Here is a 25,866-nt window from a genome sequence, read left to right on the forward strand (position 1 = left end):
GATGGCGTGGCCAAACCGAATCGCGTCGTGTCGGCGCTCCTCGACATCCTGCTGTCGATCGTCCGTTCAGGGCGAACACCCGAGCGGGCCGGGACACCCGATCGGCCGCACGCGCGGATTCGCAGGGGATCAACGTCAGATGCCGTCGCCGACCCCGGTCGCATCGCCGGCACGGCCACGGTGCGCATCGAGCCCGGCAGCATCCGCGATCTGCGCATCGAATACTCGCCCGACCGCGACGGAGCTCCCGACGCGGGTGAGATCGTCTGGACCTGGGTCCCGTACGAGGAGAACGATGGCCGGGGCAAAGACCGCCCCGTCCTCGTGATCGGCCGCCAGTCAGCCGATCGGGTCTACGCCGTCAGGATGACCAGCAAGGCGCACGAGCGCGATCGCGATTTCCTCTCGATCGGCAGCGGTTCGTGGGATTCGCAGGGGCGGGAGTCCTGGGTCGACATCGAGCAGCTGTACAGCGTGCACGAGAAGGGCCTGCGCCGCGAGGCGGCCGTTCTCGACAGGAGCCGGTACGGCAGCGTCGCCCGCGCCCTCAGCGGGCGGTACGGCTGGTCAGCTGCGGGCTGAGCGCAGGGAGGGCCTGCAGCACCATCTCGACCAGCTCGCTCGTCGGCCGGGTGAGGGGATCGGTGGCCGGCACGCCGAGATCGAGCTCGATCTCGTCGATCGCCTCAGCGAGCTGCGCGTCCGTCAGGTTCTCGTGGTTGACGGTGATGCCGATCACCCGTGTGTCTGCGAACGCCTCGATCAGGGCGACCTCGCTGGAGACGGACGGCATGGGGATCATCGGGAAATCACTGAGCACGCGCCTGCCCGGCGCATGCTGCACGATCACGGCCTCGGGGCGGCTGCCTCGGAGGATGTGAGCGGACGTGAGGTAAGCGGGATGGCTGAGCGCCCCCTGTCCTTCGACGACGATCACGTCGGGATCCTCGCCCTCGAATGCCGCGACGACCTGATCCTCGACCTCTCCTGAGCAGAACTGGGGAACGAGCGCGTCGAGCGCGACGCCGTAGCGCCCTCCCTGGATGATCGTGGTCTGTCCGGTGCCGACCAGCACGGCGCGGATGCCGTGCGTGTTGAGCGCCTGGACCAGAAGCGTCGCGGTGGTGCGCTTGCCGATGGCTCCATCGGTTCCGAGCACGGCGATGCGGGGGCAGGTGACATCGAAGATCCGCCCGGAGAAGAGATGGAGGTCCTTGGTGCTGCGCGGCCGACGCACATCGGTGATCGTCACACCGGCGATGAGCGCGGCGGCGACGAACTCGTCGTCATCGCCGAGGAACTCGTGCAGGCCGCTGATGATGTTCATGCCGTGGGCGATTCCGTCGAGCAGCACCGTGCGCTGGGCCGCGGAGAGCAGGCCGTCGGCTGGCGCGACACCGCAGATCAGGTAATCCGGCACATGCCCGGCGTCGACGATCGACTGGGCGAGGTTCGCCAGGATCGGGATGCCGTTCGGCACGCCGTCGAGGAGCATGCCGGCGTCCTGGAACGCGTGGACGCTGTCGATGACGCTGAGCATCTCGTATCTCTCAGAGTGTCGGACGAGGCCGTTGGCGGTCTTTCCGTCCTGCTCGCCGAACTGCCCTTCGCAGTACACGACTGCGGTGGTGCCGGCGGGGCGGACGGGCAGCTCGCGGGAGCTGAGGGGGCGGGGGACGGGCATGGCGTGCTCCTAGGATCACCCAGAGGAGGCGACGGAGAACGAAATGGCCGATGCGGCCCGTTGGTCGACGAGAAGTCTTCCCTGACGTCGGCGAGATGCCGACACGCTCACCGTAGCAGTGCAGGCTGAGACGACGCCGCGAGGGCCGGTTGCGCATCCGGGCGCCGGAGATGGCCGTCCAATCCGGATTCGCGCGGGCTCCGAACGATGTGTGAGCCGCTCTTGCGCGGCGTACCCAAGGAGGAATCATGCGCTTCATCCCCACCAAGGTCCATGGTGCTCTCGACTACATCGTCGGAGTCGCGCTGATCGCGGCGCCGTGGCTGTTCGGTTTCGCCGGCGTCGGCGGAGCCGCCGTGATCATCCCGATCGTGCTCGGTGTCGGTCTCATCGTCTACAGCCTGTTCACCAGGTACGAATGGGGACCGTTCGGACTGATCCCGATGCCCGTCCACCTCGTGTTCGACGTCGCGGCGAGCCTGTTTCTCGCTCTGTCGCCGTGGCTCTTCGGCTTCTCGGGAGAGGCTCTGAACGTCTGGCTGCCGCATGTCGTGGTCGGCGCGGCGGTGATCGTCGTCGTGCTGTTCTCGCAGCCTCAGCCCGCTTCGGCGAAGGCGAGCCCTGTGCGGGCCTGAGCAGAGCGAGTCGAGGCGCGGATGGCGTCGCGGACTCCGGAGACGGACGTCCGTGACGCCATCCGCCCGTGCCCGTCTCAGGACAGTGCTTCGGCGATCCAGCGGGCGTACCTGCTCCAGGGGTCGTCGCGCCCTCGCAACGAGGAGACATGCCGGCGGAGATCGGCGGTCAGCGTGAACCACTCGCCGCCTTCCCGCACATCGGCGAACTCTCGGTGCCTTTGCTGTTCGAGCGCGCGGCCGCCTCGTTCGAACGCCAGAAGCTCGTGATGACGGATGCTGGCGAGTCGCTGCCGGGGCCTGCGGCTCGTGCCGATCTTCACGCGGCGGTCGTAGCGGATGTAGTAGACGACCTCGACGACCGGTCGTGGGAGATCAGGGTCGGGGGAGTCGCCGTAGCGCCATCCGCAGACCGCGCACAGCCAGGCGCCATCAGGATGCACGCCCGTCGTCGACCCGCACAGCGAGCACGGGCCGGGGAGACGAGCGGGAGCAGCCATCTCCGGGACGCTACCGAGTGGGTCGGACACCGAGTCGGCTGCCGATGCTCGGCGGCGTCTGGGGGGCGACTTCGAAGACCCTGATGCGGCTCATCGCCCAGACGAGCGACGCGCACACGAGAAGAGTGGCCATCAGCATCCCCACGCTCGCCGCGAGCTGCGCGACGCCCCGTGACGGCAGGAGGAAGCCATATGGCACCCACCCGTCCGTGACACCGCGGACCAGGGTGACGCCGAGCCACAGGAGCGGATAGGGGAGCACGAGCCAGATCCGTCGCCATTCGAGCGGAGGACGGTCGGCTATGACGAGCCAGTCGACCAGGAGCAGCAGAGGGAACGCGAGATGCAGGGTGACGCTCACCCACCCCGGAGCAGTACCGGTCCCTGGGACGACGAGGTTGTAGATGAGCGCGACGACGATCATCGCCGTGACGGCCGCTCCGCGGGCGAGGTGCAGCCACGCGGGAGGACGGCCGTCACGCAGCGTCCGCGCTCCGACGGCGATGAGCACGCCGGCGGCGAGCAGACTCGTGAGATTGGTGAAATAGCCGAAGTAGTCGAAAGGGTCGGCGCGGCCCGCGGGGATGCCGAGCACGTAGGTGTACACCAGCACGCCGATGACGACGATGCCGACGACCATGCGCAGCACGCCTGTCGACGTCGGCATCGACGGACGCGGCGGGCGGACCGGCGGGCTCATCGCGCCAGTGTACGACGAGCGGGGCCCTGGTCGCCTGTGTCCTTGCGGACCGGAGACCAGGGCTCGCTCTGATCGGGCGCTATGCGCTCCGTCGCCTGGATATCCCGGTCAGCCCGGCTCCCACGGCGCCGAGCAGGAGCGCGAACGTGACCAGCCCGACGGGGGCGTCGGCGCCGGTCGCGGCGAGCGAGCCTCGTGAGCCCGCTCCGGACGTACCAGGCGCCGTCGCGGCGGCCGTCACCGTGAGCGGTGCGCTCGCGATCACCGTCGACGGGTCCACGGCCGCGGAGACGGTCACGGTGTGGGCTCCTGCGGGGACGGATGCCGGGACTGTGACGCGGGTGAGGGCGAGCCTTCCGGTGGCATCAGCCGTCGCCGTGCCCAGCGTGATCGGGTCGGAGTGCAGGACGACCGCGTAGGCCGCACCAGGGGTCAGACCGGATGCGAAGACGTCGATCGTTCCGCCGGCCGTGACGGATGCCGAGCTCAGCGTCACCGACGCGTCGATGTGGTCGACGAATCCGAGATCGCAGGAGACCGTGCCGGCCCACAGGGAGTGACCGCCGTTGTTGCCGTCGTCGGAGCGCACCACCTGCTTCACGCCGTCGACGCAGGTCGAGTCCGGCGCGAGAGCGAAGCCTTCGAGGTTGAGGTTGGCGAGCCCTGTGGGGCGGTTGTACACGCGGTCGACGGCGAAGCCGCCGGCATCCGCCTTGAGCACGGTGACCGACCCTCCGACGCTGTCGTCCGCGACCGCCCACAGGCGGTCGTTGTCTGCGTCCCACTGCACCTCGGCGATCCGTGGCATCCCCGTCGTCACGGTCGCGATGCGGTGTGCGGATGCGCCGTCGCCGCTCAAGGCGTAGGCGTACAGGTTGCCGTTCTTCTCGAGCGCGAGGAAGAAGAGACCGTCGCCGTGACCTTCGTAGTCGGATGGGTCGTAGGCACGCCCCGTGGACTCGTCGACGAAGCCGCTTGCGGTGAGTGCAGCATCCGGAACCCAGGTGATGCCTTCGAAGCCGAGGTTCGCGTCGTCCTTGATCGCCGGGTCGATGACTCCCGCGAGATCCGCCGTCACGTTCCACTGTGCGGTCGGGTGAAGGATGCCGCCGGCCTCGTTCGGGTCGAATCGCAGGACGCTGTCGAGTGCGACGGACTTGTTCTTGTTGTCGCGCTCCGTGGTCACGTAGAGGAAGCCATCCGGCCCCACGGTGATGCTCTCCGTGTCGGGCTGGCTGGCCGTCGGATCGGTCGCGCCGGGGAACACGAGATCCTTGCCCTCAGCCCAGCCGTCAGCGGGGTCCTTGACCCAGCGGTCGCCGTCTTTGATGAGGCGGTAGACGTGGTTCTTGTTCTTCACGGCCCACATGACGTCGGGGTCGTTCGGGTCGATGTCGAGCCCCGACACGTCCTGCCCGGAGACGGCGGAGGTGAACTGGCACTGGTTGTCTGCGACCTTCCAGTCCTGGCTGCCGGGCCAGGTCAGCCCGCCCGGCTGCTCGGCGCCGAGGTCAGATGCCGGCTCCGTCTGGCACGGCACGGCGCCGCCGCTGAGATCGATGATGCGGCCGCTGCAGGCGGTGGCGTTGGATTCGCCGAAGCTGTCGCGTTCTGTGTGCAGCCAGTTCTCAGAACCGTCGCCGCATCGGGACAGGGAGCCGGGCTGGGCGTCCATGCCCGTCCAGACGATCTCATCGACGAGCGTGGTGCCGTCGGAGAGGTAGAGCCGCACGGCGTCGCCGTCCTTGCTGAGACCCTGGTTCGAGTTCAGGGTGAGGAACCCGTGCGCGGGCACGACGGTGCCGTTCGGCGCGTCGAGAGCCGAGGGGGTGTGCGAACTGTCGTTCTGCAGCCAGTCGGCCACATCGAGGTCGGTATCGCCGCTGTTGAACAGCTCGTACGTGTCGGACTCGGAGGTGACCTCGTTGATCGAGATCGCACTGTACGAGTCGTCGACAGGCGTGCCGTCTCCGCCCTGTCCGGGGTTGAGCTCTCCCGGTGTCTTGATGTCGAGGTGCACTAACTCTCCGGCACTGTTCAGGCCTGACGTGCTGAGGTGCGTGTCGCCCCAGGTCTGAGCGTCGATGCGGGTCGTGCCGTCGGCCGCGAGGACTGTGAGGGTGTCGCCCTTCTTCAGCTTCAGCGCGGGGAACTGCGTGCCGCTGGCGACGTACACTCCGCCGGCAGGGAGCACCGTGTTCGCAGGCAGGGTCACCGAGAAGCCGTTCAGCGAACCGGTGAGCACATAGCCGGACGCATCCAGCGGGTCGGCGGAGAAGTTGATGAGCTCCACCCAATCGGGGCTGCCGTCGGTCTCGATCTCGTTGATCCGGAGAGACGGGGCAGACGCAGTCGGGTCGGCGGATGCGCCGGCCGCACCTCCGAGCGTCGTGAGGGCGATGCCCAGCACGATGGCTGTCGTCTTGATGAGAGTGTTTCGGGGCACCACAGATCCTTCTTCGGGCGGACAGTCGTCTGCGAAGACCATCAGGTGCCGGTGACGAGCGTCGGTCGTGCGGGTGGCCGGAAGATGAACGGATGCCGGAGCCCGGCTCATGAACGACGAAACCCCGCCTCGCTGAGCGAGACGGGGTTGTGCTGTGGGCGATACCGGACTCGAACCGATGACCTCTTCCGTGTGAAGGAAGCGCGCTACCAACTGCGCCAATCGCCCATACCTTGCGGGTACGTCAACCGATACTACCCGACGCTCGGAGGCTCAGATGACCAGAAACCGAGACACGCGCGAGATTCGGTTCTGGTTTTGACAACGGCCGAACGTCGGCTAATGTTTATCAAGTGCTCGGGGCAACAACCCGGGAACAACGCGGATGTAGCGCAGTTGGTAGCGCACAACCTTGCCAAGGTTGGGGTCGCGAGTTCGAGTCTCGTCATCCGCTCAAGTGCAGGGGCCTTCTTCGGAAGGCCTTCCGCACGTGGGGTCAATCCACACGGTGGCGTGGCCGAGCGGCTAGGCACCGGCCTGCAAAGCCGTTTACACGGGTTCGAATCCCGTCGCCACCTCGTAGAAACTGAATAGCCCACTTGGGCGCGATTGGCGCAGCGGTAGCGCGCTTCCCTGACACGGAAGAGGTCACTGGTTCGATCCCAGTATCGCGCACAGACGAGAACCCCCGGCTTCGGCCGGGGGTTCTCTCGTTTCCGGCCTGGACTCGGTTGACCGGAGCGACGGACCGCATCGCACGCCTGGGACACTGATGGGATGAGCGTCTTCCGCATCAGCATCCTCTTCGTCCTGGCCGCGATCGCGGAGATCGGCGGCGCCTGGCTGATCTGGCAGGCGGTGAAAGAAGACCGCGGGTGGCTGTTCGCCGTCCTCGGCGTGATGGCTCTCGGGGCATACGGGTTCATCGCCGCACTGCAGCCTGACGCCCACTTCGGACGCGTCCTCGCCTCGTACGGCGGGGTCTTCATCGCGGGCTCGCTCGCCTGGGGCATCATCGTCGACGGCTTCAAGCCCACGATGTGGGACTGGGTGGGGTCTGTCGTCGCCTTGGTCGGCGCGGCGATCATCATCTTCGCGCCGACGGGGCAGGGTGCGGATGCCGTGTCCTGAGGGCCCATCGACGCGCTGAGCTGTCAAGCCCCTCTCGCAGGAGCTGCGTCGGCACCACAGTGGGTGGCACGACCGCGACCAGAGGAGGCGGAGATGTCAGATCCCCGAGCGATTCCGGATGAAGAGCGTCCGATGGTGCCGGAAGAACTGGTGCCACGGCAGGAGAGCGACGATCCCGTCGATGCCGATCACACGGGTGCCGGATCCGACCCTGCACATAGTGAGGGCGACGAGGACGACGACACCGTCGAGGTCGAGGATCTTCCCTAGCGGGGTCGGGCGTCGAGCGCGCCGGGCGAGGACGGCGTCCGACGTGCCGACCTGCCCGTGGGCCTTCAGTGCCACACGCAAGGATCCCGATGTCTGAGGTGCTCCGCACCGACCGGCTCATCCTCGCCGCGAAGGCGGCGGCAGCGGCATCCGTCGCCTGGCTGCTCGCGCCTTACGTGCCCTACGCCGACGCCGAGTACTCCTATTACGCGCCACTGGGCGTTCTTGTGAGCATGTACCCGACGGTCGCGGGGTCGGCGCGTGCGGGGGCGCAGTCGCTCGCCGGGCTCGGGATCGGCATCGCGCTCGGTCTCGGCATGCTCGGTCTCGTGTACATCGGGCTGCCGGCCGTCATTGCAGTCGCACTCGTGATCGGGGCAGGCATCCTCATCAGCGGCATCCGCACGCTGGGCGTCGGCGGCGACTGGGTGGCGATCGCCGCGCTTTTCGTGCTCCTGCTGGGCGGCCCGGACGCCGACCAATTCTCCCTGTCCTACCTGCTGACGATGGCCTTCGGGGTGCTCGTGGGAGTCCTGACCAACATTCTGATCGTGCCGCCGCTGTACCTCCGACGGGCGTCAGAGCGCCTCACCGCACTCCGGGATGCAGTCTGCGCGGATCTGCGCGACGTCGCGGACGCACTCGACCGAGGAAGGATCGACCCCGACTGGCTGTCGGACGCCGGGACGAGGCTCGCCGGCATGCTCGACGACGTCGCGGATGAAGTCCGGATCGCGGAGGAGAGCAGCAGAGCGAATCCGAGAAGCAGGCGGCGCGGTGCCGATCGGCGATTGAACGAGCGACGCATGGCCGCGCTCGAGCGATCGACGCGAGCGGTCGCAGAACTCGCCGACCTGCTGTCACGCGGATCGGCGGGACGCCTCTTCGCCGATGCCCCGACCCGCCGGGCACTCGCATCCGCGGTGAGGGCGAGTGCAGCTCTGGTCGAGGCTCCGGCCGCCGATCCGCGAGCGCAGCAACGACTCGACTCTGCCACCGGGGCTCTGGACGACGCGCTCGCGCAGCTTGGTCGCGGCGGCGCTCCGCCCGACGACGAACCGGAGGCTCGCGCCTACGCCTACGCGGCGACCCTGTGCGTACGGCGGATCGTCGACGCGTCGCGAGACTTCATCGCCGGCACGGCATGATCCGGGTCGGGGAGGGCGCGGGTGAGGCCGGTGCTCTGCAGGCGAGTAACCTGGAGGGGACCCCGAGATGGAGTGCTCAGTGCCTGAAAATGCCCAGCCGAAAGACGGCTTCGCCCTGTTCTCTGATCGATCCGTCGTCGCGATGCGCGTCAACGGCGTCCTCAAGGACCTCGCCGCCACCGTGACCGACGCCGACGAGGTCGAGCCGGTCACGATCGACAGCCCCGAGGGGCTCAGCATCCTGCGCCACTCCACGGCGCACGTGCTCGCGCAGGCGGTGCAGCGGATCAACCCGCAGGCCAACCTCGGCATCGGCCCGCCCATCACCGACGGCTTCTACTACGACTTCGGCGTCGAGCAGCCGTTCACGCCCGAGGATCTCAAGGCCATCACCAAGGAGATGCAGCGCATCGTGCGCGAGGGCCAGCGCTTCGTGCGTCGTGTCGTGACCGACGACGAGGCGCGCGCCGAGCTCGCCGACGAGCCCTTCAAGCTCGAGCTGATCGGCCTCAAGGGCGGCAAGGAGGCCGCTGAGGGCGCCTCGGTCGAGGTCGGCGAGGGCGAACTGACGATCTACGACAACACGACGCGCGACGGCGAGGTGGTCTGGAAGGACCTCTGCCGCGGTCCGCACCTGCCCAATACGCGCATGATCGGGAACGGCTGGGATCTCACCCGCATCGCCGCCGCGTACTGGCGCGGCAGCGAGAAGAACCCGCAGCTGCAGCGCATCTACGGCACGGCCTGGCCCACGAAGGACGAGCTGCGCGAGTACCAGCATCGCCTCGAGGAGGCGGCCAAGCGCGACCATCGTCGACTCGGCAAGGAGCTCGACCTGTTCTCCTTCCCGGAGGAGATCGGCTCGGGACTGAGCGTCTGGCATCCTCGCGGCGGCATCGTGCGGGGGGAGATGGAGCAGCACGCACGAAAGCGGCACATCGAGGGCGGCTACACGTACGTGTACACGCCGCACATCTCGAAGGAGGACCTCTTCCTCACCTCGAACCACCTCGTCACGTACAAGGAGGGCATGTACCCGCCGATCGTGATGGACGAGGAGCGCGACGACGAGGGCAACATCACCAAGCAGGGCCAGGACTACTACCTGAAGCCCATGAACTGCCCGATGCACATCCTCATCTACAAGGAGCGCGCGCGCAGCTACCGCGATCTGCCGCTGCGCTTCGCGGAGAACGGCACCGTGTACCGCAACGAGCTCTCCGGCGCGCTGCACGGCCTCACCCGCGTGCGCGGCTTCACCCAGGACGACTCGCACCTGTTCGTCACTCCCGACCAGCTCGAGGGTGAGGTCTCGAAGGTCCTCGAATTCATCCTGTCGATGCTCCGCGACTTCGGCCTGACCGATTTCGAACTCGAACTCTCCATGAAGGACGACGAGAAGTCGAAGTGGATCGGCTCGGATGAGTTCTGGGAGTCGTCGACCGATGCTCTGCGTCGTGTCGCGCTCGCCTCGGGACTCAAGCTCACCGAGGTTCCCGGCGAAGCCGCGTTCTACGGCCCCAAGATCGATCTGAAGACGCGAGATGCCATCGGCCGCACGTGGCAGCTGTCCACGGTGCAGGTCGACCCGAACCTGCCGGAACGCTTCGACCTGGAGTTCATGGACAAGGACGGGCAGAAGAAGCGCCCGATCATGATCCACCGCGCGCTGTTCGGATCCATCGAGCGGTTCTTCGCGATCCTGCTCGAGCACTACGCGGGCGACTTCCCGGTGTGGCTGTCGCCGGTGCAGGTCGTCGGCATCCCTGTCGCGGAGGACTTCGCCGACTACCTCGGCGACGTCATCTCGACGCTGCGCAGCCAGGGCGTGCGCGCCGAGCTCGACACCTCTGACGACCGGATGCAGAAGAAGATCCGCACGCACACGACCGGCAAGGTGCCGCTGCTGCTGATCGCGGGGGAGCAGGACCGCAATGCCGGCACCGTCTCGTTCCGGTTCCGCGACGGCACACAGGAGAACGGCGTGCCCATCGCGGATGCCGTCGCCCGCATCCGGGCGGCGATCGACGCACACGCGCTGGTGCAGACAGCAGGGGACCTCGCGTGAGCTCAGGCCCAGAGTCGTTGGAGGATGCCGGCCATCTGGTCGGCGTCCCCGACGAGTTCCAGCGGCTGTGGACCCCGCATCGGATGGCGTACATCCAGGCGGGGCCCGAGCCCCTGCGCGAAGAGTGCCCGTTCTGCGAGGCGCCGAAGTTCCCTGACGCCGAGCGGCTGATCGTCGCGCGCGGCGAGACCGCGTACGTGCTGCTGAACCTGTTCCCGTACAACTCGGGGCACATGCTCGTGTGCCCGTACCGGCACATCGCGACCTACGATCAGGCGACGGCTGAGGAGGTCACCGAGATCGGCGAGCTCACGCAGACGGCCATGCGCGTGCTGCGCGAGGTCTCGCGCTGCGACGGCTTCAACCTGGGCATGAACCAGGGCGCTGTCGCCGGGGCCGGTGTCGACGCCCACCTGCACCAGCATGTGGTGCCGCGGTGGACCTCCGACGCCAACTTCTTCCCGATCATCGCCAAGACCAAGGCGCTGCCGCAGCTGCTCGGCGAGGTCCGCGATGCCGTCGCGCACGCCTGGCCGCGGTGACACGCGGCCGGCCCTTCGACGAGCTCAGGGACCCAGGAAGGCTCGGGGACCCAGGAAGACTCAGGGACCCAGGAAGACTCAGGGACCCAGACAAGCTCAGAGACCCTCTGGGTCGCTGAGCCTGTCGAAGCGCCTCAGCGAACCTGGCGGGCCTCGAACTGCAGACGCGGGTTCGCGTAGAACTCCTGCGCCTCGATGAGCTGCAGCTCGCGCTCGCCCGACTCGAGGGTCAGCGACAGCAGATCGAACACGCTCGACGCGGTGCGCTCCAGCGCGGTCTTCGCGCTGCCGGTCTCGACGTAGTGAGCCGTGAACAGCGCCGCCGTGACGTCGCCCGAGCCGTTCGCCTTCATCGGAAGCCGCGGCGTCTGCACGATCCACGCGCCGGCAGCGTCGGCGACGAGCATCTCGATCGTCCCCTCCTCGCGGTCGGGACGCTCGACGCTCGTGACCAGCACGGTCTTCGGCCCCATGGCCATCGCCAGGTCGACCGAGGCGAGCGTCGACTCCAGGGTGTCCGGCTCCGTCTCGGTGAGGAAACCGAGCTCGAACTGGTTCGGCGTGATGATGTCAGCGACAGGGACGACCTTGTCGCGGAGCAGGATCGGGATCGCCGGCGCGACGAAGCATCCGCTCTTCGCATTGCCCATCACCGGATCGCAGGCGTAGACCGCGCCAGGGTTGGCGGCCTTGACCCGTGCGACGGCGTCGATGATCACGTCGCCGATGCCCTCTCCGCCCTGGTATCCGCTGAGGATCGCGTCGATCTGCCCGAACACGCCGCGCTCTTCGATGCCCGTGATGACCTCGGCGACGTCGGCGGGAGCGATCAGCGGACCGCGCCAGGCGCCGTAGCCGGTGTGGTTGGAGAAGTTGACCGTGTAGACGGGCAGCACCTCGACGCCGATGCGCTGCAGCGGGAAGACCGCCGCGGAGTTGCCGACGTGGCCGTAGGCGACGGCCGACTGGATGGAGAGGACCTTCATTCCTCGATCCCTTCGTGTGGACGCGGGCCGATGTCCGCGTGGATGGTCATCGCAGGGCCGCGACGAGGTCTGCGACGAGCGTCTCCGCATCGTCGTCCGAGAGGTCGTGCACGGTCAAGCGCAGGTGCCTCGATGGCTCGGTGCGGTCGCCGAGGGCGAACTCGTCGCCGGTGCGCGCCAGCCATCCACGGCGCATCAGCCGCTCCGTGACGACGCGGGCGGGCAGGGGGAGCGGAATCCACAGGCTCAGACCGTCGGATGCCGGCGCGTCGATGCCGTGCGCGCGAAGTCGCGCCGAGAACGCCTCGTTGCGAGCGGCGTAGTGCGCGGCGGCGTCGGCGACGTCGGCGGCGACCTGCGGATCCGTCAACTGGGCCAGCGCGAGCCGCTGCAGCAGATGACTGACCCAGGTCGTCCCAGGGCTCAGCCGCATCGCGAGCCGGTTCGCGGTTTCGGGGTCGGTCGCGGCGATCGCCAGGCACATGTCGGGCCCGAGGAACTTCGACACCGAGCGCACGAGCGCGAACCGACGATGCCCGGGGCCGATCAGCGATTCGTAGGGGCGCTGAGACAACAACGAGAAGTGGTCGTCCTCGATGATCAGCACGTACGGATGGTCCGCGAGGACGGCGCGAAGTTCGGCGGCACGCCGGGCGGTCAGGCTCGCCCCGGTCGGATTCTGCGCCCTCGGGGTGCAGATGACGGCCCGGACGCCGGCGTCGAGCGCCGCGCGGAGTCCCGCCACGGTCATGCCCTCGTCGTCGACCGCGACGGGGATCGCGCGATAGCCGCCCAGACGGACGGTATGGATGCTGGCGAGGAAGCAGGGGTCCTCCAGCGCGACCGCGTCATCGCGCATCAGCGCCTGTGCGAGCAGTCGCTCGACGGCATCGACCGCTCCGCTCGTGACCGTGATGCGGAAGTCTGCCTCGAGATCGGCCGCGATCCAGTCGCGCGCCCATGCGTCCAGCGCCTCGTCGATCACAGGTTCGCCGTAGAGGACGGGCCGGCCGGCGACCGTGGTGAGAGCTCTGGTCGGATCGGGGATGAGCCGGGGGTCGGGGTTTCCCGTGGCCACGTCGCGCAGAACCGTGTCGGCCGCGTAGCCCTCCTGGGCGACGGATTCGTGACCGGCGACGACCGTGCCTGCACGGCCCCGTGAGACCACGAGGCCGGCCTGGGCGAGCTGGCGGTACGCGGCGACAGCGGTGTTTCGATTGATGCCCAGGGTGGCGGCGAGCTCCCGCACCGGAGGAAGCACGGTTCCGGGAGGCAGAGCCCCGCGATCGCGCAGGGCGCGCACGCTGTCGGCGATCTCCGCCGCGGTGGTGCCTGTGATGTCGTCGCTCATGTGTCCTCATGTTGATTCTAGGTTGTTCCGGACGGTGCTACTGTTTGGCATAGATCAAACCCGACTTTGGTTGCACCGAGGAGCTTCCCATGACCGAACAGACCACCACCGGATCCTCGCGCGTCAAGCGCGGCCTCGCCGAGATGCTCAAGGGCGGCGTCATCATGGACGTCGTCACCGCGGAGCAGGCGAAGATCGCCGAGGACGCAGGCGCCGTCGCCGTGATGGCCCTCGAGCGGGTCCCCGCCGACATCCGCGCCCAGGGTGGCGTCTCCCGGATGAGCGATCCCGACATGATCGACAGCATCATCGACGCGGTCTCGATCCCGGTCATGGCGAAGGCCCGTATCGGCCACTTCGTCGAGGCGCAGGTGCTGCAGGAGCTCGGCGTCGACTACATCGACGAGTCCGAGGTGCTCTCGCCTGCCGACTACGTCAACCACATCGACAAGTACGACTTCACCGTGCCGTTCGTCTGCGGCGCCACCAACCTCGGCGAGGCCCTGCGTCGCATCAACGAGGGAGCAGCCATGATCCGGTCCAAGGGCGAGGCCGGAACCGGCGACGTATCCGAGGCGATGAAGCACATCCGCAAGATCCGCGGCGAGATCGCGGCCCTCGCGGCGCTGCCCAAGGACGAGCTGTACGTCGCGGCGAAGGAGCTGCAGGCGCCCTACGAGCTGGTCGCCGAGATCGCCGAGACCGGCACGCTGCCGGTCGTCCTGTTCGTCGCCGGTGGCGTCGCGACCCCGGCGGATGCCGCCATGATGATGCAGCTCGGCGCGGACGGCGTGTTCGTCGGCTCCGGGATCTTCAAGTCCGGCAACCCCGCCGAGCGCGCCAAGGCGATCGTCAAGGCCACGACGTTCTACGACGACCCCAAGGTCATCGCCGAGGTCTCGCGTGGCCTGGGCGAGGCCATGGTCGGCATCAACGTCTCCGACCTCCCGGCGCCGCACCGCCTCGCCGAGCGTGGCTGGTAACCCCGCAACGGTCGGCGTCCTCGCGCTGCAGGGCGACGTGCGCGAGCACGCCGCTCTGCTCGCGTCGCTCGGCGCCGAGGCCGTGCTGGTCCGCCGCCCTGCGGAGCTCGCCGAGGTCGACGGGCTCGTGATCCCCGGAGGCGAATCGAGCGTGATCGACAAGCTGTCCCGCATCTTCGGGATGCAGGAGCCGATCCGCATCGCGATCGCCGACGGGATGCCGATGCTCGGCACCTGCGCGGGGCTCATCATGCTCGCCGACAACGTCACGGACGCGATCGAAGGCCAGGAGTCGTTCGGTGGTCTCGACGTGGTCGTGCGGCGGAACGCCTTCGGGCGCCAGGTCGAGTCCTTCGAGGCCGAGCTCGACGTCCCGGAACTCGATGGCGGGCCCGTGAGGGCCGCGTTCATCCGAGGGCCCGTCGTCGAGAGCGTGGGACCGGCTGCATCCACCCTCGCCTCACTGCCTGACGGCCGCGTGGTCGCGGTGGAACAGGGGAGTCTGCTGGGTCTGAGCTTCCACCCCGAGATCACCGGGGAGACCCGCTTCCACGAGCGGTTCCTCGCACGGGTAACCGCGCGCAAGAGCCGACTTCGTTAGACTGGACGATGCCCTGTGCCAGGCGCCGGGGCGGATTCGACGAGCGGAGAGTTATGTCCGGGCATTCCAAGTGGGCCACGACCAAGCACAAGAAGGCGATCATCGACTCGCGTCGTGCGAAGTCGTGGGCCAAGCTCATCAAGAACATCGAGGTCGCGGCCAAGCTCGGCGGCGCTGACCTCCAGGGCAACCCGACCCTGTTCGACGCTGTTCTCAAGGCGAAGAAGACCTCGGTCCCGAAGGACAACATCGACCGTGCGATCAAGCGCGGTGCAGGCATCGGCGGCGAAGCCGTCGAGTACACCTCGATCATGTACGAAGGCTACGGTCCCAACGGCGTCGCCCTCATGATCGAGTGTCTGACCGACAACAAGAACCGCGCCGCCGCCGAGGTGCGCACGGCTCTCAGCCGCAACGGCGGCACGCTGGCCGACCCCGGCAGCGTCGCGTACAACTTCAGCCGCAAGGGCGTCATCGTGGTCAAGTCCGAGGGCACCACCGAGGACGACGTCATGATGGCAGCGCTCGAGGCGGGTGCGGAGGAGATCGAACCGCACGCCGAGGGCTTCGAGATCGTGACCGAGCCGACCGACATGGTCGCGGTCCGCTCGGCCCTCGTCGACGCCGGCATCGAGTACGAGTCGGCCGACGTCGAGTTCGTGCCGAACCTCAAGGTCGAGATCGACGCCGACACCGCGCGCAAGGTCTTCCGTCTCATCGACGCCCTCGAAGACAGCGAGGACGTGCAGAACGTCTTCAGCAACTTCGACCTGTCGGCCGAGGTCCAGGCGGAGCTCGAAGACGACGAGTGAGTCGCGCCGCGTGGCAGCGCCAGGGCGCCGCTGACCGCGCATAGCCTGGGGGAGTGACCTCTTCGCTGCGCGTGCTCGGCATCGACCCCGGCCTCACCCGCTGCGGCGTCGGCATCGTCGACGTCGATCGGGCGCGCCGAGGGACCCTCGTGCACGTGGGCGTCATCCGCACGCCGCCGGATGCGCCCATCGGCGAGCGGCTCGCGGCGGTCGCCGCGGGGATCCGCGAGGTCATCGAGATCCACACGCCGGATGCGGTCGCGGTCGAGCGCGTCTTCGCCCAGCAGAACAGCCATACGGTGATGGGCACGGCGCAGGCCAGTGGCGTCGCTCTGCTGCTCGCCGCAGAGGCCGGCCTGCCGGCCGCGACGCACACGCCGAGCGAGGTGAAGGCGGCGGTCACCGGCTACGGAGCCGCGGACAAGAAGCAGGTGCAGGCGATGATCGCCCGGATCCTGCGCCTTGATGCCCCACCGCAGCCCGCCGACGCCGCGGATGCCCTCGCGATCGCGCTGTGCCATGCCTGGCGGCGCGGCGCGGCCGGCGCTCCTGGGCACGACGTGCTCACGCCCGCCCAGAAGGCCTGGGCCGACGCCGAGCGTGTCGCTCGAACGTATGTACGATCGCGCGCCTAAGCTGGAGCCATGATCTCCTCCCTGCACGGCACCGTGCTGCACACGACGTCCGATCAGGTCGTCATCGAGGTCGGCGGAGTCGGCTTCTCGGTCGCCGTTCCTGCAGACGTCGCGCACACCGCATCGATCGGCGAGCGGATGCTGCTGCACACCAGCCTCATCGTGCGCGAGGACGCGCTGTCGCTGTACGGCTTCGCCGACCGCGACGAGCTGGAGATCTTCGGTCTTCTGATCAGTGTCACGGGGGTCGGTCCGAAGTCCGCTCTCGGCGTGCTCTCTCACCTCACGGTCGATCAGATCGCCGAGGCCGTCACTGCCGAAGACGATGCGCCCTTCCGTCGGGTCTCCGGCATCGGCCCGAAGACCGCCAAGCTCATCGTGCTGCAGCTCGCAGGCAAGGTGCGGGCAGCGGCGCCGACGACGAAGACCGCCGCCGCGAGCGGCGGCGACGTCATCGATCAGGTCGCTACCGCACTGGTCGGGCTCGGCTGGTCCGAGAAGGTCGCCGTCGAGGCGGCCGCGCAGACGGCATCCGATGCGTCCGACGCCGAGCGCGCCTCCGTGTCCTCGCTGCTGCGCCGAGCGCTTGCGGCATTGGGGCCGGCACGTGTCTGACGCTCGCGACGCCATGGAGCCGATCGACGAGGCGGAGCTCGCGATCGAGGGCGCGCTGCGGCCGAGCAGCCTCGATGAGTTCGTCGGCCAGGCGAAGGTGCGTGGTCAGCTGCAGCTGCTTCTCGAGGCCGCTGCGATCCAGGGGCGCTCTGCCGATCACATCCTGCTGGCCGGTCCTCCCGGTCTCGGCAAGACCACACTCGCCATGATCGTGGCGCATGAGAGCGGCCGGCCGCTGCGCATGTCGAGCGGCCCGGCCATCCAGCACGCGGGTGACCTGGCAGCCCTGCTGTCGAGCCTCACGCCCGGCGAGGTGCTCTTCATCGACGAGATCCACCGCATGGCGCGCTCCGCCGAGGAGATGCTGTATCTCGCGATGGAGGACTTCCGCATCGACATCATGGTCGGCAAGGGAGCGGGGGCCACGAGCATCCCGCTGGAGCTCGCGCCGTTCACCCTGGTCGGTGCGACGACCCGATCAGGGCTCCTGCCGAACCCGCTGCGCGACCGCTTCGGCTTCACCGGGCATCTCGAGTTCTACGACGAGGGCGAGCTCGAACAGGTCATCGCGCGATCGGCGCTCGTTCTCGGAGTCGACCTGCCCTCGGATTCCCTCGCCGAGATCGCGCGGCGATCGCGCGGCACACCCCGCATCGCGAACAGGCTGCTGCGCCGGGTGCGCGACTATGCGCTCGTGCACGGCGGGGGAGCAGCGTCGCTCTCCGGCGTCCGCGCGGCTCTCGAGCTCTACGACGTCGACCCGATCGGTCTCGATCGTCTGGATCGGGCGGTGCTCGAAGCGCTTGTCCGTCGGTTCCGCGGCGGTCCTGTGGGCCTCAGCACACTCGCCGTCGCGGTCGGTGAAGAGGCCGAGACGGTCGAGAGCGTGGTCGAGCCCTATCTCGTGAGAATCGGCTTCCTCGGCCGGACGCCTCGCGGGCGGGTTGCGATGCCCGAGGCGTTCGCGCACCTGGGCCTCGCGCACCACGCCGAGGCCGGACTCTTCGATAACCTATAATCGCTGGAGACTTCCGTCTCATCCCCCGAAGTGCAGGCCGCTGTTGGCGTGTGCGCGAATGAAAGGCATCCGTTTTGGATCCCACACTCCTCATGCTCCCGGTCCTCGGCGTCCTGATCGTCTTCATGTTCGTGAACAGCCGCAAGCGGCAGAAGCAGATGAAGGCGGAGCAGGAGGAGAAGGCGACCAAGACGGTCCCCGGCGCCAAGGTGCTGCTGCAGGGCGGGCTCTACGGAACCATCGTGGCCTACGACCCCGAGAACCTGGATGAGCCGGCGCTCGTCGAGATCGCCCCCGGAACCGTCATCGAGGTGCACAGCCAGGCGATCCTTCGGGTCGTCGAGCCGACGGTCGCAGAAGAGACGGATGCGGCGGACGAGACGGATGCCGCCGACGCCGTCGTCCAGGCGCCTTCCATCGAGACCGCAGAAGAGACGCGTGCGCGTCTCGAGCGCGACGCGGACGACAAGTAATCTTCTTCAGGATCTGCGCGCCGCAGCGGCGCGCCGGCATGTCAGAAAGCTGAGCACGTGGCTTCTTCCTCACCGGTCCGTCACGCCTGGAGGGTCCTTCTCGGGCTGCTCCTGGTGACAGGCGTCCTCTTCGGCATCAACGCGCTCGGCGTGTACGTGTTCCAGAAGAGCTCTTGGACCCCAGAACTCGCCCTCGACCTCCAGGGCGGAACGCAGATCGTCCTGCAGGCGCAGACCGAAGACGGCGCCGCTCCCTCGCAGGAGCAGATGGACCAGGCTGCGGCGATCATCCGCCAGCGCGTGGATGCGTCCGGTGTCAGCGAAGCCGACATCACCACCGAGGGCGGACAGAACATCGTCGTCCAGATCCCCGGTGTCGCCGATGAGGCAACCCGCAACCGGATCAAGTCGAGCGCGCAGCTGGAGTTCCGCGCGGTCCTCGATACAACGGCTGCGGCGACAGAATTCACAGGTGAGGACGGCAAGACGACGCCGTACCCCACGCCGGACGACTCGATGAATGCGACCCCGAGTCCCGAACCGACCGACGCAAGCGACCCGTCTTGGATCACCGAGAGGCTACGCGCCGAGTTCCTCGCGTACGACTGCGCGAACCCGCAGAGCGACCCGGCTCGGGCCCCCAAGGACCAGCCGCTCATCGCGTGCGACCCGAGCGGCACCGCCAAGTACCTGCTCGGTCCGGCAGAGCTCGACGGCACCGCGATCACCGACGCGACGTCGGGCCGCGACCCGAAGTCGGGGGCATGGCTCGTGCAGCTCACGATGACCGCCGACGGGGCCGATGCCTTCGGCAAGGTCAGCACCCGGCTCTACCAGAACAAGCTCGCAAGCCTCTCGCCGCGCGACCAGTTCGCGTTCGTGCTCGACGGCAGCGTCATCAGCGCACCGCAGATGAACGGGCAGATCCTCGACGGCCGTCCGAGCATCTCGGGCAGCTTCACGCAGGAGTCCTCGAAGACGCTGGCCGACCAGCTCAAGTTCGGCGCGCTGCCGCTGAGCTTCGAGGTGCAGAGCTCAGGCACCGTCTCGGCAACCCTCGGCACCCAGCAGCTTCAGATCGGCCTCATAGCAGGTCTCATCGGTCTCGCGCTCGTCGCGATCTACTCGCTGATCGTCTACCGAGCGCTCGGAGCCGTCATCGTCGCCTCGATCGCGGTGATGGGCGTCCTGACGTACATCATCATCTGCATCCTCGCGTGGCGCATGGGCTTCCGCCTGTCGCTCGCCGGAGTGGCGGGTCTGATCGTGTCCATCGGATTCGTCGCCGACTCGTTCATCGTGTACTTCGAGCGAATCCGCGACGAGCTCCGCGACGGCAAGTCGATCACCGCCGCGGTGGAAGATGGCTGGGGCCGTGCGAAGCGCACGATCTACATCTCCAAGTCCATCAACATCCTCGCGGCCGTCGTGCTGTACATCCTGGCCGACGCCACGGTGAAGGGCTTCGCGTTCACGCTCGGCCTCACGACGATCATCGATGTGTTCATCTTCGTGATCTTCACGCACCCGGTCATGCAGCTGCTCGTGCGCACGCGGTTCTTCGGCAACGGCCACCCGCTGTCGGGGCTCGACCCCGAATCGCTCGGCGCGGTGTACCGCAGCCGGTCGCAGTACCGCGAAGTGGTCACCGCGGCCAGCGGACGTGGAGCCAAGAACGTCCGCTCCCGCGCCGAGGCCGACCGCCGCCAGACCATCGCCGAGCGCAAGCGCGCCGAAGCCCTGGCCACAGCGGGCACCACCACCGACGAGAGTCCGCGCAGCAAGGCAGAGGAGGGGGAGAACTGATGGCCTCCATGAACGAATTCGGTAACAACCTCTATTCGGGCAAGACCTCCTTCCCGTTCGTCGGCAGGCGCCGGCTCTGGTTCATCATCGCAATCGCCCTCGTGGTGGGTTCGGTGCTCGTCCCGGTGTTCCGCCCGGTGCAGTTCTCGATCGAGTTCACCGGCGGCTCGCAGTTCACGGTCACCGCCCCCAAGAGCACCGATCAGTCCAAGGCCACGGACGCCGTGCACTCGGTCGTCTCGGGTGCCGCGACCAAGGTCGTGACGGTGAACGAGAAGGACATCCGCGTTCAGACCGACCAGATGAGCGACGACGAGACCCAGAAGGTCTCGGACGCTCTGGCCGAGGCCTACGGCGTCGACCCCGACAGCGTCACCTCCTCGTTCATCGGCCCGGCCTGGGGCGAGAACGTCACCAAGCAGTCGCTGTGGGGCCTCGCGATCTTCCTCGCCCTGACGTTCCTGATCCTGGCGCTGTACTTCCGCACGTGGAAGATGTCGGCTGCAGCGATCATCGGCCTGCTCGACGTGCTGGTCATCACGATCGGGGTCTACGCCCTCGCGGGCTTCGAGATCTCTCCGGCTGCCGTCATCGGCTTCCTGACGATCCTCGCGTACTCGCTGTACGACACCACGGTGGTGTTCGACAAGATCCGCGAGAACACCACGGAAGACGGTGACAAGTCCGGGCGCACCTTCGGCGAGGCCGTGAACCTCGCGGTGAACCAGACGCTGGTCCGCTCGATCAACACGTCGATCGTGGCAGCTCTCCCGGTGGGCGCGATCCTGTTCATCGGCGCCTTCTGGCTGGGCGCCGAGACGCTCACCGACATCTCGCTGTCGATCTTCGTCGGCATCCTGGTCGCCACGTACTCGACGCTCTTCGTCGCGGCTCCGCTGTACTCGTTGTTCCGCGAGAACGAGCCCAAGATCAAGGCGCGCGACGCCAAGATCCTCGAAGCTCGCAACAAGGCGACCGTAGAGGCGTGACCGTCCGCGTCCTGCGGGGCCGAGCCCCGCAGGACGCGCGTAAGATGTAGAAGTTCGGGAGGTACGCGGATGGCGGAACCGCAGTCGTCGTCGCAGGGATCGAGTCTGCGACGCCTGGTTCCCCGCATCTTCTCCCGCGCCTCCCGGATCAATGACGTCGACAACCTGATCCGCACCGTCCGGGCGAATCATCCCCGTGGCGATTTCGCCGTGATCGAGCGGGCCTACGCCGTCGCGAAGCAGAAGCACGAGGGCCAGAAGCGCCAGAGCGGCGAGCCCTACATCACCCACCCGCTCGCGGTCGCGCAGATCCTCGCGGAGCTGGGGCTGGGTCCGCGCGCCGTCGCCGCGGCACTGCTGCACGACACGGTGGAGGACACAGGTTACGCGCTGAGTGAGCTGACGGCCGAGTTCGGCGACGAGGTCGCCATGCTCGTCGACGGCGTCACCAAGCTCGACAAGGTCAAATACGGCGAGAGCGCTCAGGCGGAGACCGTCCGCAAGATGATCGTCGCGATGTCGAAAGACATCCGCGTGCTCCTGATCAAGCTCGCCGATCGCCTGCACAACGCGCGCACCTGGGGCTTCGTCCCGCCAGAGAAGGCGGCGAAGAAGGCCAAGGAGACGCTCGAGATCTACGCGCCGCTGGCGAACAGGCTCGGCATCCAGGCGATCAAGTCCGAGCTCGAAGACCTGTCCTTCGCCGTCCTGCATCCGAAGATCTACAACGAGATCCAGAGTCTCATCGCGCAGCGCACCCCGCAGCGCGAGAAGTACCTGAACCAGGTCGTCGAGGAGATAGACGAGGATCTGCGCGATCTCCGCATCCGGGGAACCGTGGTGGGGCGCCCGAAGCAACTGTACTCGGTGTACCAGAAGATGGTCGTCAGAGGGCGCGAGTTCGACGACATCTACGACCTGATCGGCATCCGCGTCATCGTCGGCTCGGTGCGCGACTGCTACGCCGTTCTCGGTGCGATCCACGCACGGTGGACCCCGCTTCCCGGCCGGTTCAAGGACTACATCGCCACTCCGAAGTTCAACCTGTATCAGTCGCTCCACACGACGGTGATCGGTCCTGCAGGCCGCACGGTCGAGATCCAGATCCGCACGCAGGAGATGCACCACCAGGCCGAGTACGGCGTTGCGGCGCACTGGATGTACAAGGAGCGGATGAACGGCGGCAAGACGGAGGTCCGTGCCGCGGATGCGGACATGGCCTGGCTTGCGCACATCTCCGACTGGCAGGCCGAGACCGCCGATCCCGGCGAGTTCCTCGACTCGCTGCGCTTCGAGATCGGCGCCAAGGAGGTCTACGTCTTCACGCCCAAGGGTCGTGTGATCGGACTGCCCGCCGGCGCGTCGCCGGTCGACTTCGCGTATGCCGTGCACACCGAGATCGGCCACCGCACGATGGGCGCCAAGGTCAACGGGCGCCTTGTGCCGCTGGAATCGGAGCTGAAGAGCGGCGACGTGGTCGAGGTGTTCACCTCCAAGAACCCCGATGCCGGTCCCAGCCAGGACTGGCTCGGCTTCGTCAAGAGCACTCGCGCGCGCAACAAGATCCGCGGATGGTTCACGAAGGAGCGGCGCGAAGAGGCCATCGAGCAGGGCAAGGAAGCCATCGCCCGGGCGATGCGCAGGCAGAACCTACCCCTGCAGCGCCTGATGAACCAGGATTCGTTCGCCGAGGTGGCAAGGCAGCTCCGCTACGAAGACGTCTCGGCGCTGTACGCCGCAGTGGGCGAAGGACACGTCTCCACTCAGTCGGTGCTCGAGAAGGTCACCGCGCTCGTCGCGGCGGACGACCCGGCGACCGGGCCCATCGATGTTCCTGGCCGCGTGCAGACCCGCGAGTCCCGCTCCGGCGACTCCGGAGTCCTGGTCCGCGGTGCCTCCGACATCCTGGTGAAGCTCGCGAAGTGCTGCACCCCCGTACCGGGGGACCAGATCGTGGGATTCGTCACGCGCGGAAGCGGCGTCTCGGTGCACCGCGCGGACTGCGTCAACGTCAAGGCGCTGAGCGGCGAAGCCGAGCAGGATCGCTTCGTCGACGTCTCCTGGGCGCCGACCACCAAGAGCGTGTTCCGTGTGCAGATCCAGGTCGAGGCGCTCGACCGTTCGGGCCTGCTCTCCGACGTGACTCGCGTTCTCAGCGAGCACCACGTGAACATCCTCTCTGCGACCGTGTCCACGACCGATGAGCGTCTGGCGCTCAGCCGTTTCGTCTTCGAGATGGGCGACGCCGTGCATCTCGATCGGGTGCTGAACGCCGTGCGCCGCATCGATGCGGTCTACGACGTGTACCGCGTCACGTCCTCCTGAGGCCCAGACCCCTCAGCGCAGCAAGCGCCTGTCTGCGACCGGGGACGCGATGCAGCGACTCGATCTCACGCGCGGCAGGTGCGACGGCTTCGGGCAGCGCATCGGCGAGGAGATCGGCCCACGGCAGGAACGACGGCGTGCGGCCCGCACCCAGCAGCAGGTCGACCATCGTCCGCACCGGCGTCGTCACGGCGGTGCCGCTCAGCAGGCACGTGTCGCCGGTCTCGAGTCGTCGATCGTGGAAGAACACGCGCCGATCTGTGTCGAGCCGCAGTCGCTGAGCCGTGGTCCGGTTCACATGATGCCGCGCGGGCGGCGGCACGCCGCCCGCATGGATCCACGCGGCAGTCGGGCCGCTCGCCGCCGTGCCCGCGGGAATCAACGGGGCCACGGCTCGCGCCCGAAGTTCCGGGCCCTCAACGAGGTCGGCGGGGATGTACCCCTCGCCGAGTTCGATGACGTGCCCGTCGAGGCGAGCGGCGCTCAGCTCGCTGAGGCTCAGTCTGGCGCCCGGCAGATACAGGAACGCGGGATGCATCACGCCAGTGTGGCGCACTGCATCCCGCGTTCGGGCATCTCTGCCGGGATCTGTGGAGAGGTCAGCCGCCCAGCGCGCTGAGCCAGGTGCGGCGCGCCTCGAGAGCATCCGCCGCCGCCTTGGCGGCCTTCTTGTCTCCGGCCTTCTCTGCGGCCGCGAGCTCGGCCTCGAGCTTCTCGATCGCCTCGAGCAGCTGCGAGCTCATGTCGTTCGCGCGCGCCTTGGTCTCGGGGTTGTTCTTCTTCCAGTCGACCTCTTCGCGGGCCTTCAGGGCCTGCTCGATCACGCGCAGACGGTCGTCGAGCGCGCGCTCCTTCTCGCGGGGGAAGATGCGTCCGATCTCGTCCCACTGACGCTGGATGCGGGTGAGCAGAGCCCGGGCGCTCTTGATGTTCGGCTCGTCGGCCACTGCCTTCGCCTCTTCGAGGAGAGCCTGACGGGCCTCGATCTTCGGAGCGGAGTCAGCTTCCTCGGCGGCGGCCTGTTCGGCGCGTGCCGAGTACAGCGCGTCGCCTGCGGCCTTGAAGCGAGCCCACAGCGCGTCATCGGCCTTGCGACCGGCGCGCCCAGCGGACTTCCACTCGTCGAGCAGCGTGCGGTAGGCGGGGATCCCGTCGACTCCGCGGGGAGCCAGGGCCTCTGCGCGCTCGACCAGCCGGGTCTTGGCGTCACGTGCGGACTTGTGCGCGTCGTCGAGCTCGGCGTAGAAGGCACGGCGATGCTTGTCTACCGTGGCTCGCGCATCGCGGAATCGCTTCCACAGCTGCTGCGAGACGCTCTTCGACAGACGAGGGCCGTTCTGCTGGTGAGCCTGCCATTCGCCGAAGAGCTCACCGAGCTCGGCCGTGACCTGCTTCCACTGCACCTTCGACAGATCACGTGCGGCGATGGCCTCGGCGCGCTCGACGAGAGCGGTGCGCTCGGCGATCGCCTTGTCGACGAGCTCCTTGGCTGCCTGCGCCTCCTGCGCGGTCGCCTCGGACAGCGAGTCTGTGAGCGCGTTGAGACGTCCGCGCAGTCCGGCGAGGTCGCCGACTGCAGCGGCGTCGGTCGCCTCCTCGAGGAGGTGCGCGGCCTGCTTGGCGAGGTCGCTCGCCGATGCGCCACCGGCCTGATGACGCTGCTCGAGCGTGTGCACCTTGAAGGCGATGTCGTCGTACTTGCGCACGAAGTAGGCCAGCGCCTCTTCAGGCGTGCCGTCGGGGTACTGGCCGACCACGCGCCAGGTCTCGTTCTCGAGAACCTCGACGGTGCCGTCTTCGGACACCCGACCCCACTTGGCGACCTCCTCAGGGGAGGACGTGGGTGCCACGGGGGCAGCAGGCGCCTGCGCGGCCGCGGGGGCCTTCGGCGGCAGCTTGCGCGGCAGCGGCGCTGCCGGGGGACCGGGAACGGGGGGAGTCGGCTTCGAGGGCTCGGTGGCAGACACTATTGATCTCCTTGCGCGGACGACCGCGGGAGGCGGAAAGGACGAACTTCAGCCTAGTACGCGCGGGCATCTTTCCGAGTGGATGCCGATCTCACATCGGCCGTTACCGATCTGTGAGCGAATCGTTCGATCGAGGAAACACGCCGTGCCCTCTCCGGGAAACACGGCTTTCCTATCGTCG

The 25,866-nt window shown here is 67.9% G+C and carries 25 protein-coding genes and 4 tRNA genes; 20 read left to right on the forward strand and 9 right to left on the reverse strand.

What is annotated here, in order from left to right; translation table 11 throughout:
• The first annotated feature begins 6 nt into the window (after nucleotides 1-6).
• A complete protein-coding gene (locus tag RS84_RS14435; RefSeq protein ID WP_082062204.1) occupies nucleotides 7-582 on the forward strand; it encodes a type II toxin-antitoxin system PemK/MazF family toxin in 576 nt (191 codons plus the stop codon).
• On the opposite strand, the gene RS84_RS14440 is transcribed toward RS84_RS14435, so the two are convergent.
• Nucleotides 548-1,684 (reverse strand): DUF1611 domain-containing protein, encoded by a 1,137-nt coding sequence (locus RS84_RS14440; RefSeq protein ID WP_045258496.1) that lies wholly within the window; start codon nucleotides 1,682-1,684, stop codon nucleotides 548-550. The genes RS84_RS14435 and RS84_RS14440 overlap by 35 nt on opposite strands.
• A 248-nt stretch (nucleotides 1,685-1,932) precedes the next feature.
• Here RS84_RS14440 and RS84_RS14445 point away from each other — a divergent pair, with 248 nt between their 5' ends.
• Nucleotides 1,933-2,319: an SPW repeat domain-containing protein gene (locus tag RS84_RS14445; RefSeq protein WP_045258497.1), complete on the forward strand. Its 387-nt coding sequence runs from the start codon at nucleotides 1,933-1,935 to the stop codon at nucleotides 2,317-2,319.
• 77 nt (nucleotides 2,320-2,396) lie between these two features.
• Here RS84_RS14445 and RS84_RS14450 read toward each other — a convergent pair whose 3' ends face one another.
• The 4 genes from RS84_RS14450 to RS84_RS14465 all read right to left on the reverse strand — a co-directional run bounded on the left by RS84_RS14450 (nucleotide 2,397) and on the right by RS84_RS14465 (nucleotide 6,193).
• Entirely contained in the window at nucleotides 2,397-2,819 is a 423-nt protein-coding gene (locus RS84_RS14450; RefSeq protein ID WP_052676386.1) for a GIY-YIG nuclease family protein, read from the reverse strand.
• A gap of 10 nt (nucleotides 2,820-2,829) precedes the next feature.
• Nucleotides 2,830-3,519, reverse strand: a complete 690-nt coding sequence (locus RS84_RS14455; protein WP_045258498.1) for a Pr6Pr family membrane protein — start codon at nucleotides 3,517-3,519, stop codon at nucleotides 2,830-2,832.
• A gap of 79 nt (nucleotides 3,520-3,598) precedes the next feature.
• Complete coding sequence (locus RS84_RS14460; protein ID WP_160298182.1) at nucleotides 3,599-5,965, reverse strand: lamin tail domain-containing protein; 2,367 nt, start codon at nucleotides 5,963-5,965, stop codon at nucleotides 3,599-3,601.
• Between the two features lie 155 nt (nucleotides 5,966-6,120).
• A tRNA-Val gene (locus RS84_RS14465) sits at nucleotides 6,121-6,193 on the reverse strand.
• Between the two features lie 153 nt (nucleotides 6,194-6,346).
• Between RS84_RS14465 and RS84_RS14470 the strand changes: the two genes are divergently transcribed.
• The 8 genes from RS84_RS14470 to RS84_RS14505 all read left to right on the forward strand — a co-directional run bounded on the left by RS84_RS14470 (nucleotide 6,347) and on the right by RS84_RS14505 (nucleotide 11,124).
• Nucleotides 6,347-6,419, forward strand: a tRNA-Gly gene (locus RS84_RS14470).
• A gap of 53 nt (nucleotides 6,420-6,472) precedes the next feature.
• Nucleotides 6,473-6,543 (forward strand) — tRNA-Cys (locus tag RS84_RS14475).
• 25 nt (nucleotides 6,544-6,568) lie between these two features.
• Nucleotides 6,569-6,640 (forward strand) — tRNA-Val (locus RS84_RS14480).
• A 102-nt stretch (nucleotides 6,641-6,742) separates the two neighbouring features.
• Nucleotides 6,743-7,096 (forward strand): YnfA family protein, encoded by a 354-nt coding sequence (locus tag RS84_RS14485; protein WP_045258499.1) that lies wholly within the window; start codon nucleotides 6,743-6,745, stop codon nucleotides 7,094-7,096.
• Between the two features lie 93 nt (nucleotides 7,097-7,189).
• The gene (locus RS84_RS19360) at nucleotides 7,190-7,366 is read left to right on the forward strand and encodes a hypothetical protein (RefSeq protein ID WP_160298183.1); all 177 of its coding nucleotides are present in this window, start codon (nucleotides 7,190-7,192) and stop codon (nucleotides 7,364-7,366) included.
• An 89-nt stretch (nucleotides 7,367-7,455) separates the two neighbouring features.
• On the forward strand, nucleotides 7,456-8,514 hold the full coding sequence (locus tag RS84_RS14495; RefSeq protein ID WP_045258501.1) for an FUSC family protein: 1,059 nt from the start codon (nucleotides 7,456-7,458) through the stop codon (nucleotides 8,512-8,514).
• A gap of 67 nt (nucleotides 8,515-8,581) precedes the next feature.
• On the forward strand, nucleotides 8,582-10,582 hold the full coding sequence (gene thrS, locus RS84_RS14500; protein ID WP_045258502.1) for a threonine--tRNA ligase: 2,001 nt from the start codon (nucleotides 8,582-8,584) through the stop codon (nucleotides 10,580-10,582).
• Complete coding sequence (locus RS84_RS14505) at nucleotides 10,579-11,124, forward strand: HIT family protein (RefSeq protein ID WP_045258503.1); 546 nt, start codon at nucleotides 10,579-10,581, stop codon at nucleotides 11,122-11,124. The genes thrS and RS84_RS14505 overlap by 4 nt, the downstream gene beginning before the upstream one ends.
• Before the next feature lie 134 nt (nucleotides 11,125-11,258).
• Here RS84_RS14505 and pdxY read toward each other — a convergent pair whose 3' ends face one another.
• A complete protein-coding gene (gene pdxY, locus RS84_RS14510) occupies nucleotides 11,259-12,110 on the reverse strand; it encodes a pyridoxal kinase PdxY (protein ID WP_045258504.1) in 852 nt (283 codons plus the stop codon).
• Nucleotides 12,111-12,156: 46 nt separating this feature from the next.
• On the reverse strand, nucleotides 12,157-13,461 hold the full coding sequence (locus RS84_RS14515) for an aminotransferase class I/II-fold pyridoxal phosphate-dependent enzyme (RefSeq protein WP_045258505.1): 1,305 nt from the start codon (nucleotides 13,459-13,461) through the stop codon (nucleotides 12,157-12,159).
• An 89-nt stretch (nucleotides 13,462-13,550) separates the two neighbouring features.
• Here RS84_RS14515 and pdxS point away from each other — a divergent pair, with 89 nt between their 5' ends.
• The 10 genes from pdxS (at nucleotide 13,551) to RS84_RS14565 (ending at nucleotide 23,718) form a co-directional block, all read left to right on the forward strand.
• Nucleotides 13,551-14,444, forward strand: a complete 894-nt coding sequence (gene pdxS / locus RS84_RS14520; protein ID WP_045258506.1) for a pyridoxal 5'-phosphate synthase lyase subunit PdxS — start codon at nucleotides 13,551-13,553, stop codon at nucleotides 14,442-14,444.
• Nucleotides 14,434-15,045, forward strand: a complete 612-nt coding sequence (pdxT, locus tag RS84_RS14525; RefSeq protein WP_045258507.1) for a pyridoxal 5'-phosphate synthase glutaminase subunit PdxT — start codon at nucleotides 14,434-14,436, stop codon at nucleotides 15,043-15,045. Before pdxS ends, pdxT begins: the two co-directional genes overlap by 11 nt.
• A 53-nt stretch (nucleotides 15,046-15,098) precedes the next feature.
• On the forward strand, nucleotides 15,099-15,857 hold the full coding sequence (locus RS84_RS14530) for a YebC/PmpR family DNA-binding transcriptional regulator (RefSeq protein WP_045258508.1): 759 nt from the start codon (nucleotides 15,099-15,101) through the stop codon (nucleotides 15,855-15,857).
• Between the two features lie 53 nt (nucleotides 15,858-15,910).
• Nucleotides 15,911-16,492 (forward strand): crossover junction endodeoxyribonuclease RuvC, encoded by a 582-nt coding sequence (gene ruvC, locus RS84_RS14535; protein WP_045258509.1) that lies wholly within the window; start codon nucleotides 15,911-15,913, stop codon nucleotides 16,490-16,492.
• A 9-nt stretch (nucleotides 16,493-16,501) separates the two neighbouring features.
• Nucleotides 16,502-17,107: a Holliday junction branch migration protein RuvA gene (gene ruvA, locus RS84_RS14540; RefSeq protein WP_045258510.1), complete on the forward strand. Its 606-nt coding sequence runs from the start codon at nucleotides 16,502-16,504 to the stop codon at nucleotides 17,105-17,107.
• Nucleotides 17,100-18,125, forward strand: coding sequence for a Holliday junction branch migration DNA helicase RuvB (gene ruvB, locus RS84_RS14545; RefSeq protein WP_045258511.1), 1,026 nt, complete (start codon nucleotides 17,100-17,102; stop codon nucleotides 18,123-18,125). The genes ruvA and ruvB overlap by 8 nt, the downstream gene beginning before the upstream one ends.
• Nucleotides 18,126-18,217: 92 nt before the next feature.
• Nucleotides 18,218-18,598: a preprotein translocase subunit YajC gene (locus RS84_RS14550; protein ID WP_082062206.1), complete on the forward strand. Its 381-nt coding sequence runs from the start codon at nucleotides 18,218-18,220 to the stop codon at nucleotides 18,596-18,598.
• A 57-nt stretch (nucleotides 18,599-18,655) separates the two neighbouring features.
• A complete protein-coding gene (secD, locus tag RS84_RS14555) occupies nucleotides 18,656-20,404 on the forward strand; it encodes a protein translocase subunit SecD (RefSeq protein WP_045258513.1) in 1,749 nt (582 codons plus the stop codon).
• Nucleotides 20,404-21,393: a protein translocase subunit SecF gene (gene secF, locus RS84_RS14560; protein ID WP_045258514.1), complete on the forward strand. Its 990-nt coding sequence runs from the start codon at nucleotides 20,404-20,406 to the stop codon at nucleotides 21,391-21,393. The genes secD and secF overlap by 1 nt, the downstream gene beginning before the upstream one ends.
• 69 nt (nucleotides 21,394-21,462) lie before the next feature.
• Nucleotides 21,463-23,718, forward strand: a complete 2,256-nt coding sequence (locus tag RS84_RS14565) for a RelA/SpoT family protein (RefSeq protein WP_045258515.1) — start codon at nucleotides 21,463-21,465, stop codon at nucleotides 23,716-23,718.
• On the opposite strand, the gene RS84_RS14570 is transcribed toward RS84_RS14565, so the two are convergent.
• Entirely contained in the window at nucleotides 23,705-24,256 is a 552-nt protein-coding gene (locus tag RS84_RS14570) for a hypothetical protein (RefSeq protein WP_045258516.1), read from the reverse strand. The two genes, RS84_RS14565 and RS84_RS14570, sit on opposite strands and share 14 nt — an antisense overlap.
• 61 nt (nucleotides 24,257-24,317) lie before the next feature.
• On the reverse strand, nucleotides 24,318-25,685 hold the full coding sequence (locus tag RS84_RS14575; protein ID WP_082062207.1) for a DUF349 domain-containing protein: 1,368 nt from the start codon (nucleotides 25,683-25,685) through the stop codon (nucleotides 24,318-24,320).
• Between the last annotated feature and the right edge of the window lie 181 nt (nucleotides 25,686-25,866).

Origin of the sequence: Microbacterium hydrocarbonoxydans, from assembly GCF_000956475.1 — a bacterium.
Classification (GTDB): Bacteria; Actinomycetota; Actinomycetes; order Actinomycetales; family Microbacteriaceae; genus Microbacterium; species Microbacterium hydrocarbonoxydans_A.

Coding starts and splice junctions, on each gene's coding strand:
- RS84_RS14530 (WP_045258508.1), top strand. CDS start 15,099: ATGTCCGGGCATTCCAAGTGGGCCACGACCAAGCACAAGAAGGCGATC.
- RS84_RS14485 (WP_045258499.1), top strand. CDS start 6,743: ATGAGCGTCTTCCGCATCAGCATCCTCTTCGTCCTGGCCGCGATCGCG.
- pdxY (WP_045258504.1), bottom strand. CDS start 12,110: ATGAAGGTCCTCTCCATCCAGTCGGCCGTCGCCTACGGCCACGTCGGC.
- ruvA (WP_045258510.1), top strand. CDS start 16,502: ATGATCTCCTCCCTGCACGGCACCGTGCTGCACACGACGTCCGATCAG.
- RS84_RS14550 (WP_082062206.1), top strand. CDS start 18,218: ATGCTCCCGGTCCTCGGCGTCCTGATCGTCTTCATGTTCGTGAACAGC.
- RS84_RS14515 (WP_045258505.1), bottom strand. CDS start 13,461: ATGAGCGACGACATCACAGGCACCACCGCGGCGGAGATCGCCGACAGC.
- RS84_RS14445 (WP_045258497.1), top strand. CDS start 1,933: ATGCGCTTCATCCCCACCAAGGTCCATGGTGCTCTCGACTACATCGTC.
- RS84_RS14570 (WP_045258516.1), bottom strand. CDS start 24,256: ATGCATCCCGCGTTCCTGTATCTGCCGGGCGCCAGACTGAGCCTCAGC.
- secF (WP_045258514.1), top strand. CDS start 20,404: ATGGCCTCCATGAACGAATTCGGTAACAACCTCTATTCGGGCAAGACC.
- RS84_RS14495 (WP_045258501.1), top strand. CDS start 7,456: ATGTCTGAGGTGCTCCGCACCGACCGGCTCATCCTCGCCGCGAAGGCG.
- thrS (WP_045258502.1), top strand. CDS start 8,582: ATGGAGTGCTCAGTGCCTGAAAATGCCCAGCCGAAAGACGGCTTCGCC.
- RS84_RS14450 (WP_052676386.1), bottom strand. CDS start 2,819: ATGGCTGCTCCCGCTCGTCTCCCCGGCCCGTGCTCGCTGTGCGGGTCG.
- RS84_RS19360 (WP_160298183.1), top strand. CDS start 7,190: ATGTCAGATCCCCGAGCGATTCCGGATGAAGAGCGTCCGATGGTGCCG.
- pdxS (WP_045258506.1), top strand. CDS start 13,551: ATGACCGAACAGACCACCACCGGATCCTCGCGCGTCAAGCGCGGCCTC.
- RS84_RS14440 (WP_045258496.1), bottom strand. CDS start 1,684: ATGCCCGTCCCCCGCCCCCTCAGCTCCCGCGAGCTGCCCGTCCGCCCC.
- RS84_RS14565 (WP_045258515.1), top strand. CDS start 21,463: ATGGCGGAACCGCAGTCGTCGTCGCAGGGATCGAGTCTGCGACGCCTG.
- RS84_RS14455 (WP_045258498.1), bottom strand. CDS start 3,519: ATGAGCCCGCCGGTCCGCCCGCCGCGTCCGTCGATGCCGACGTCGACA.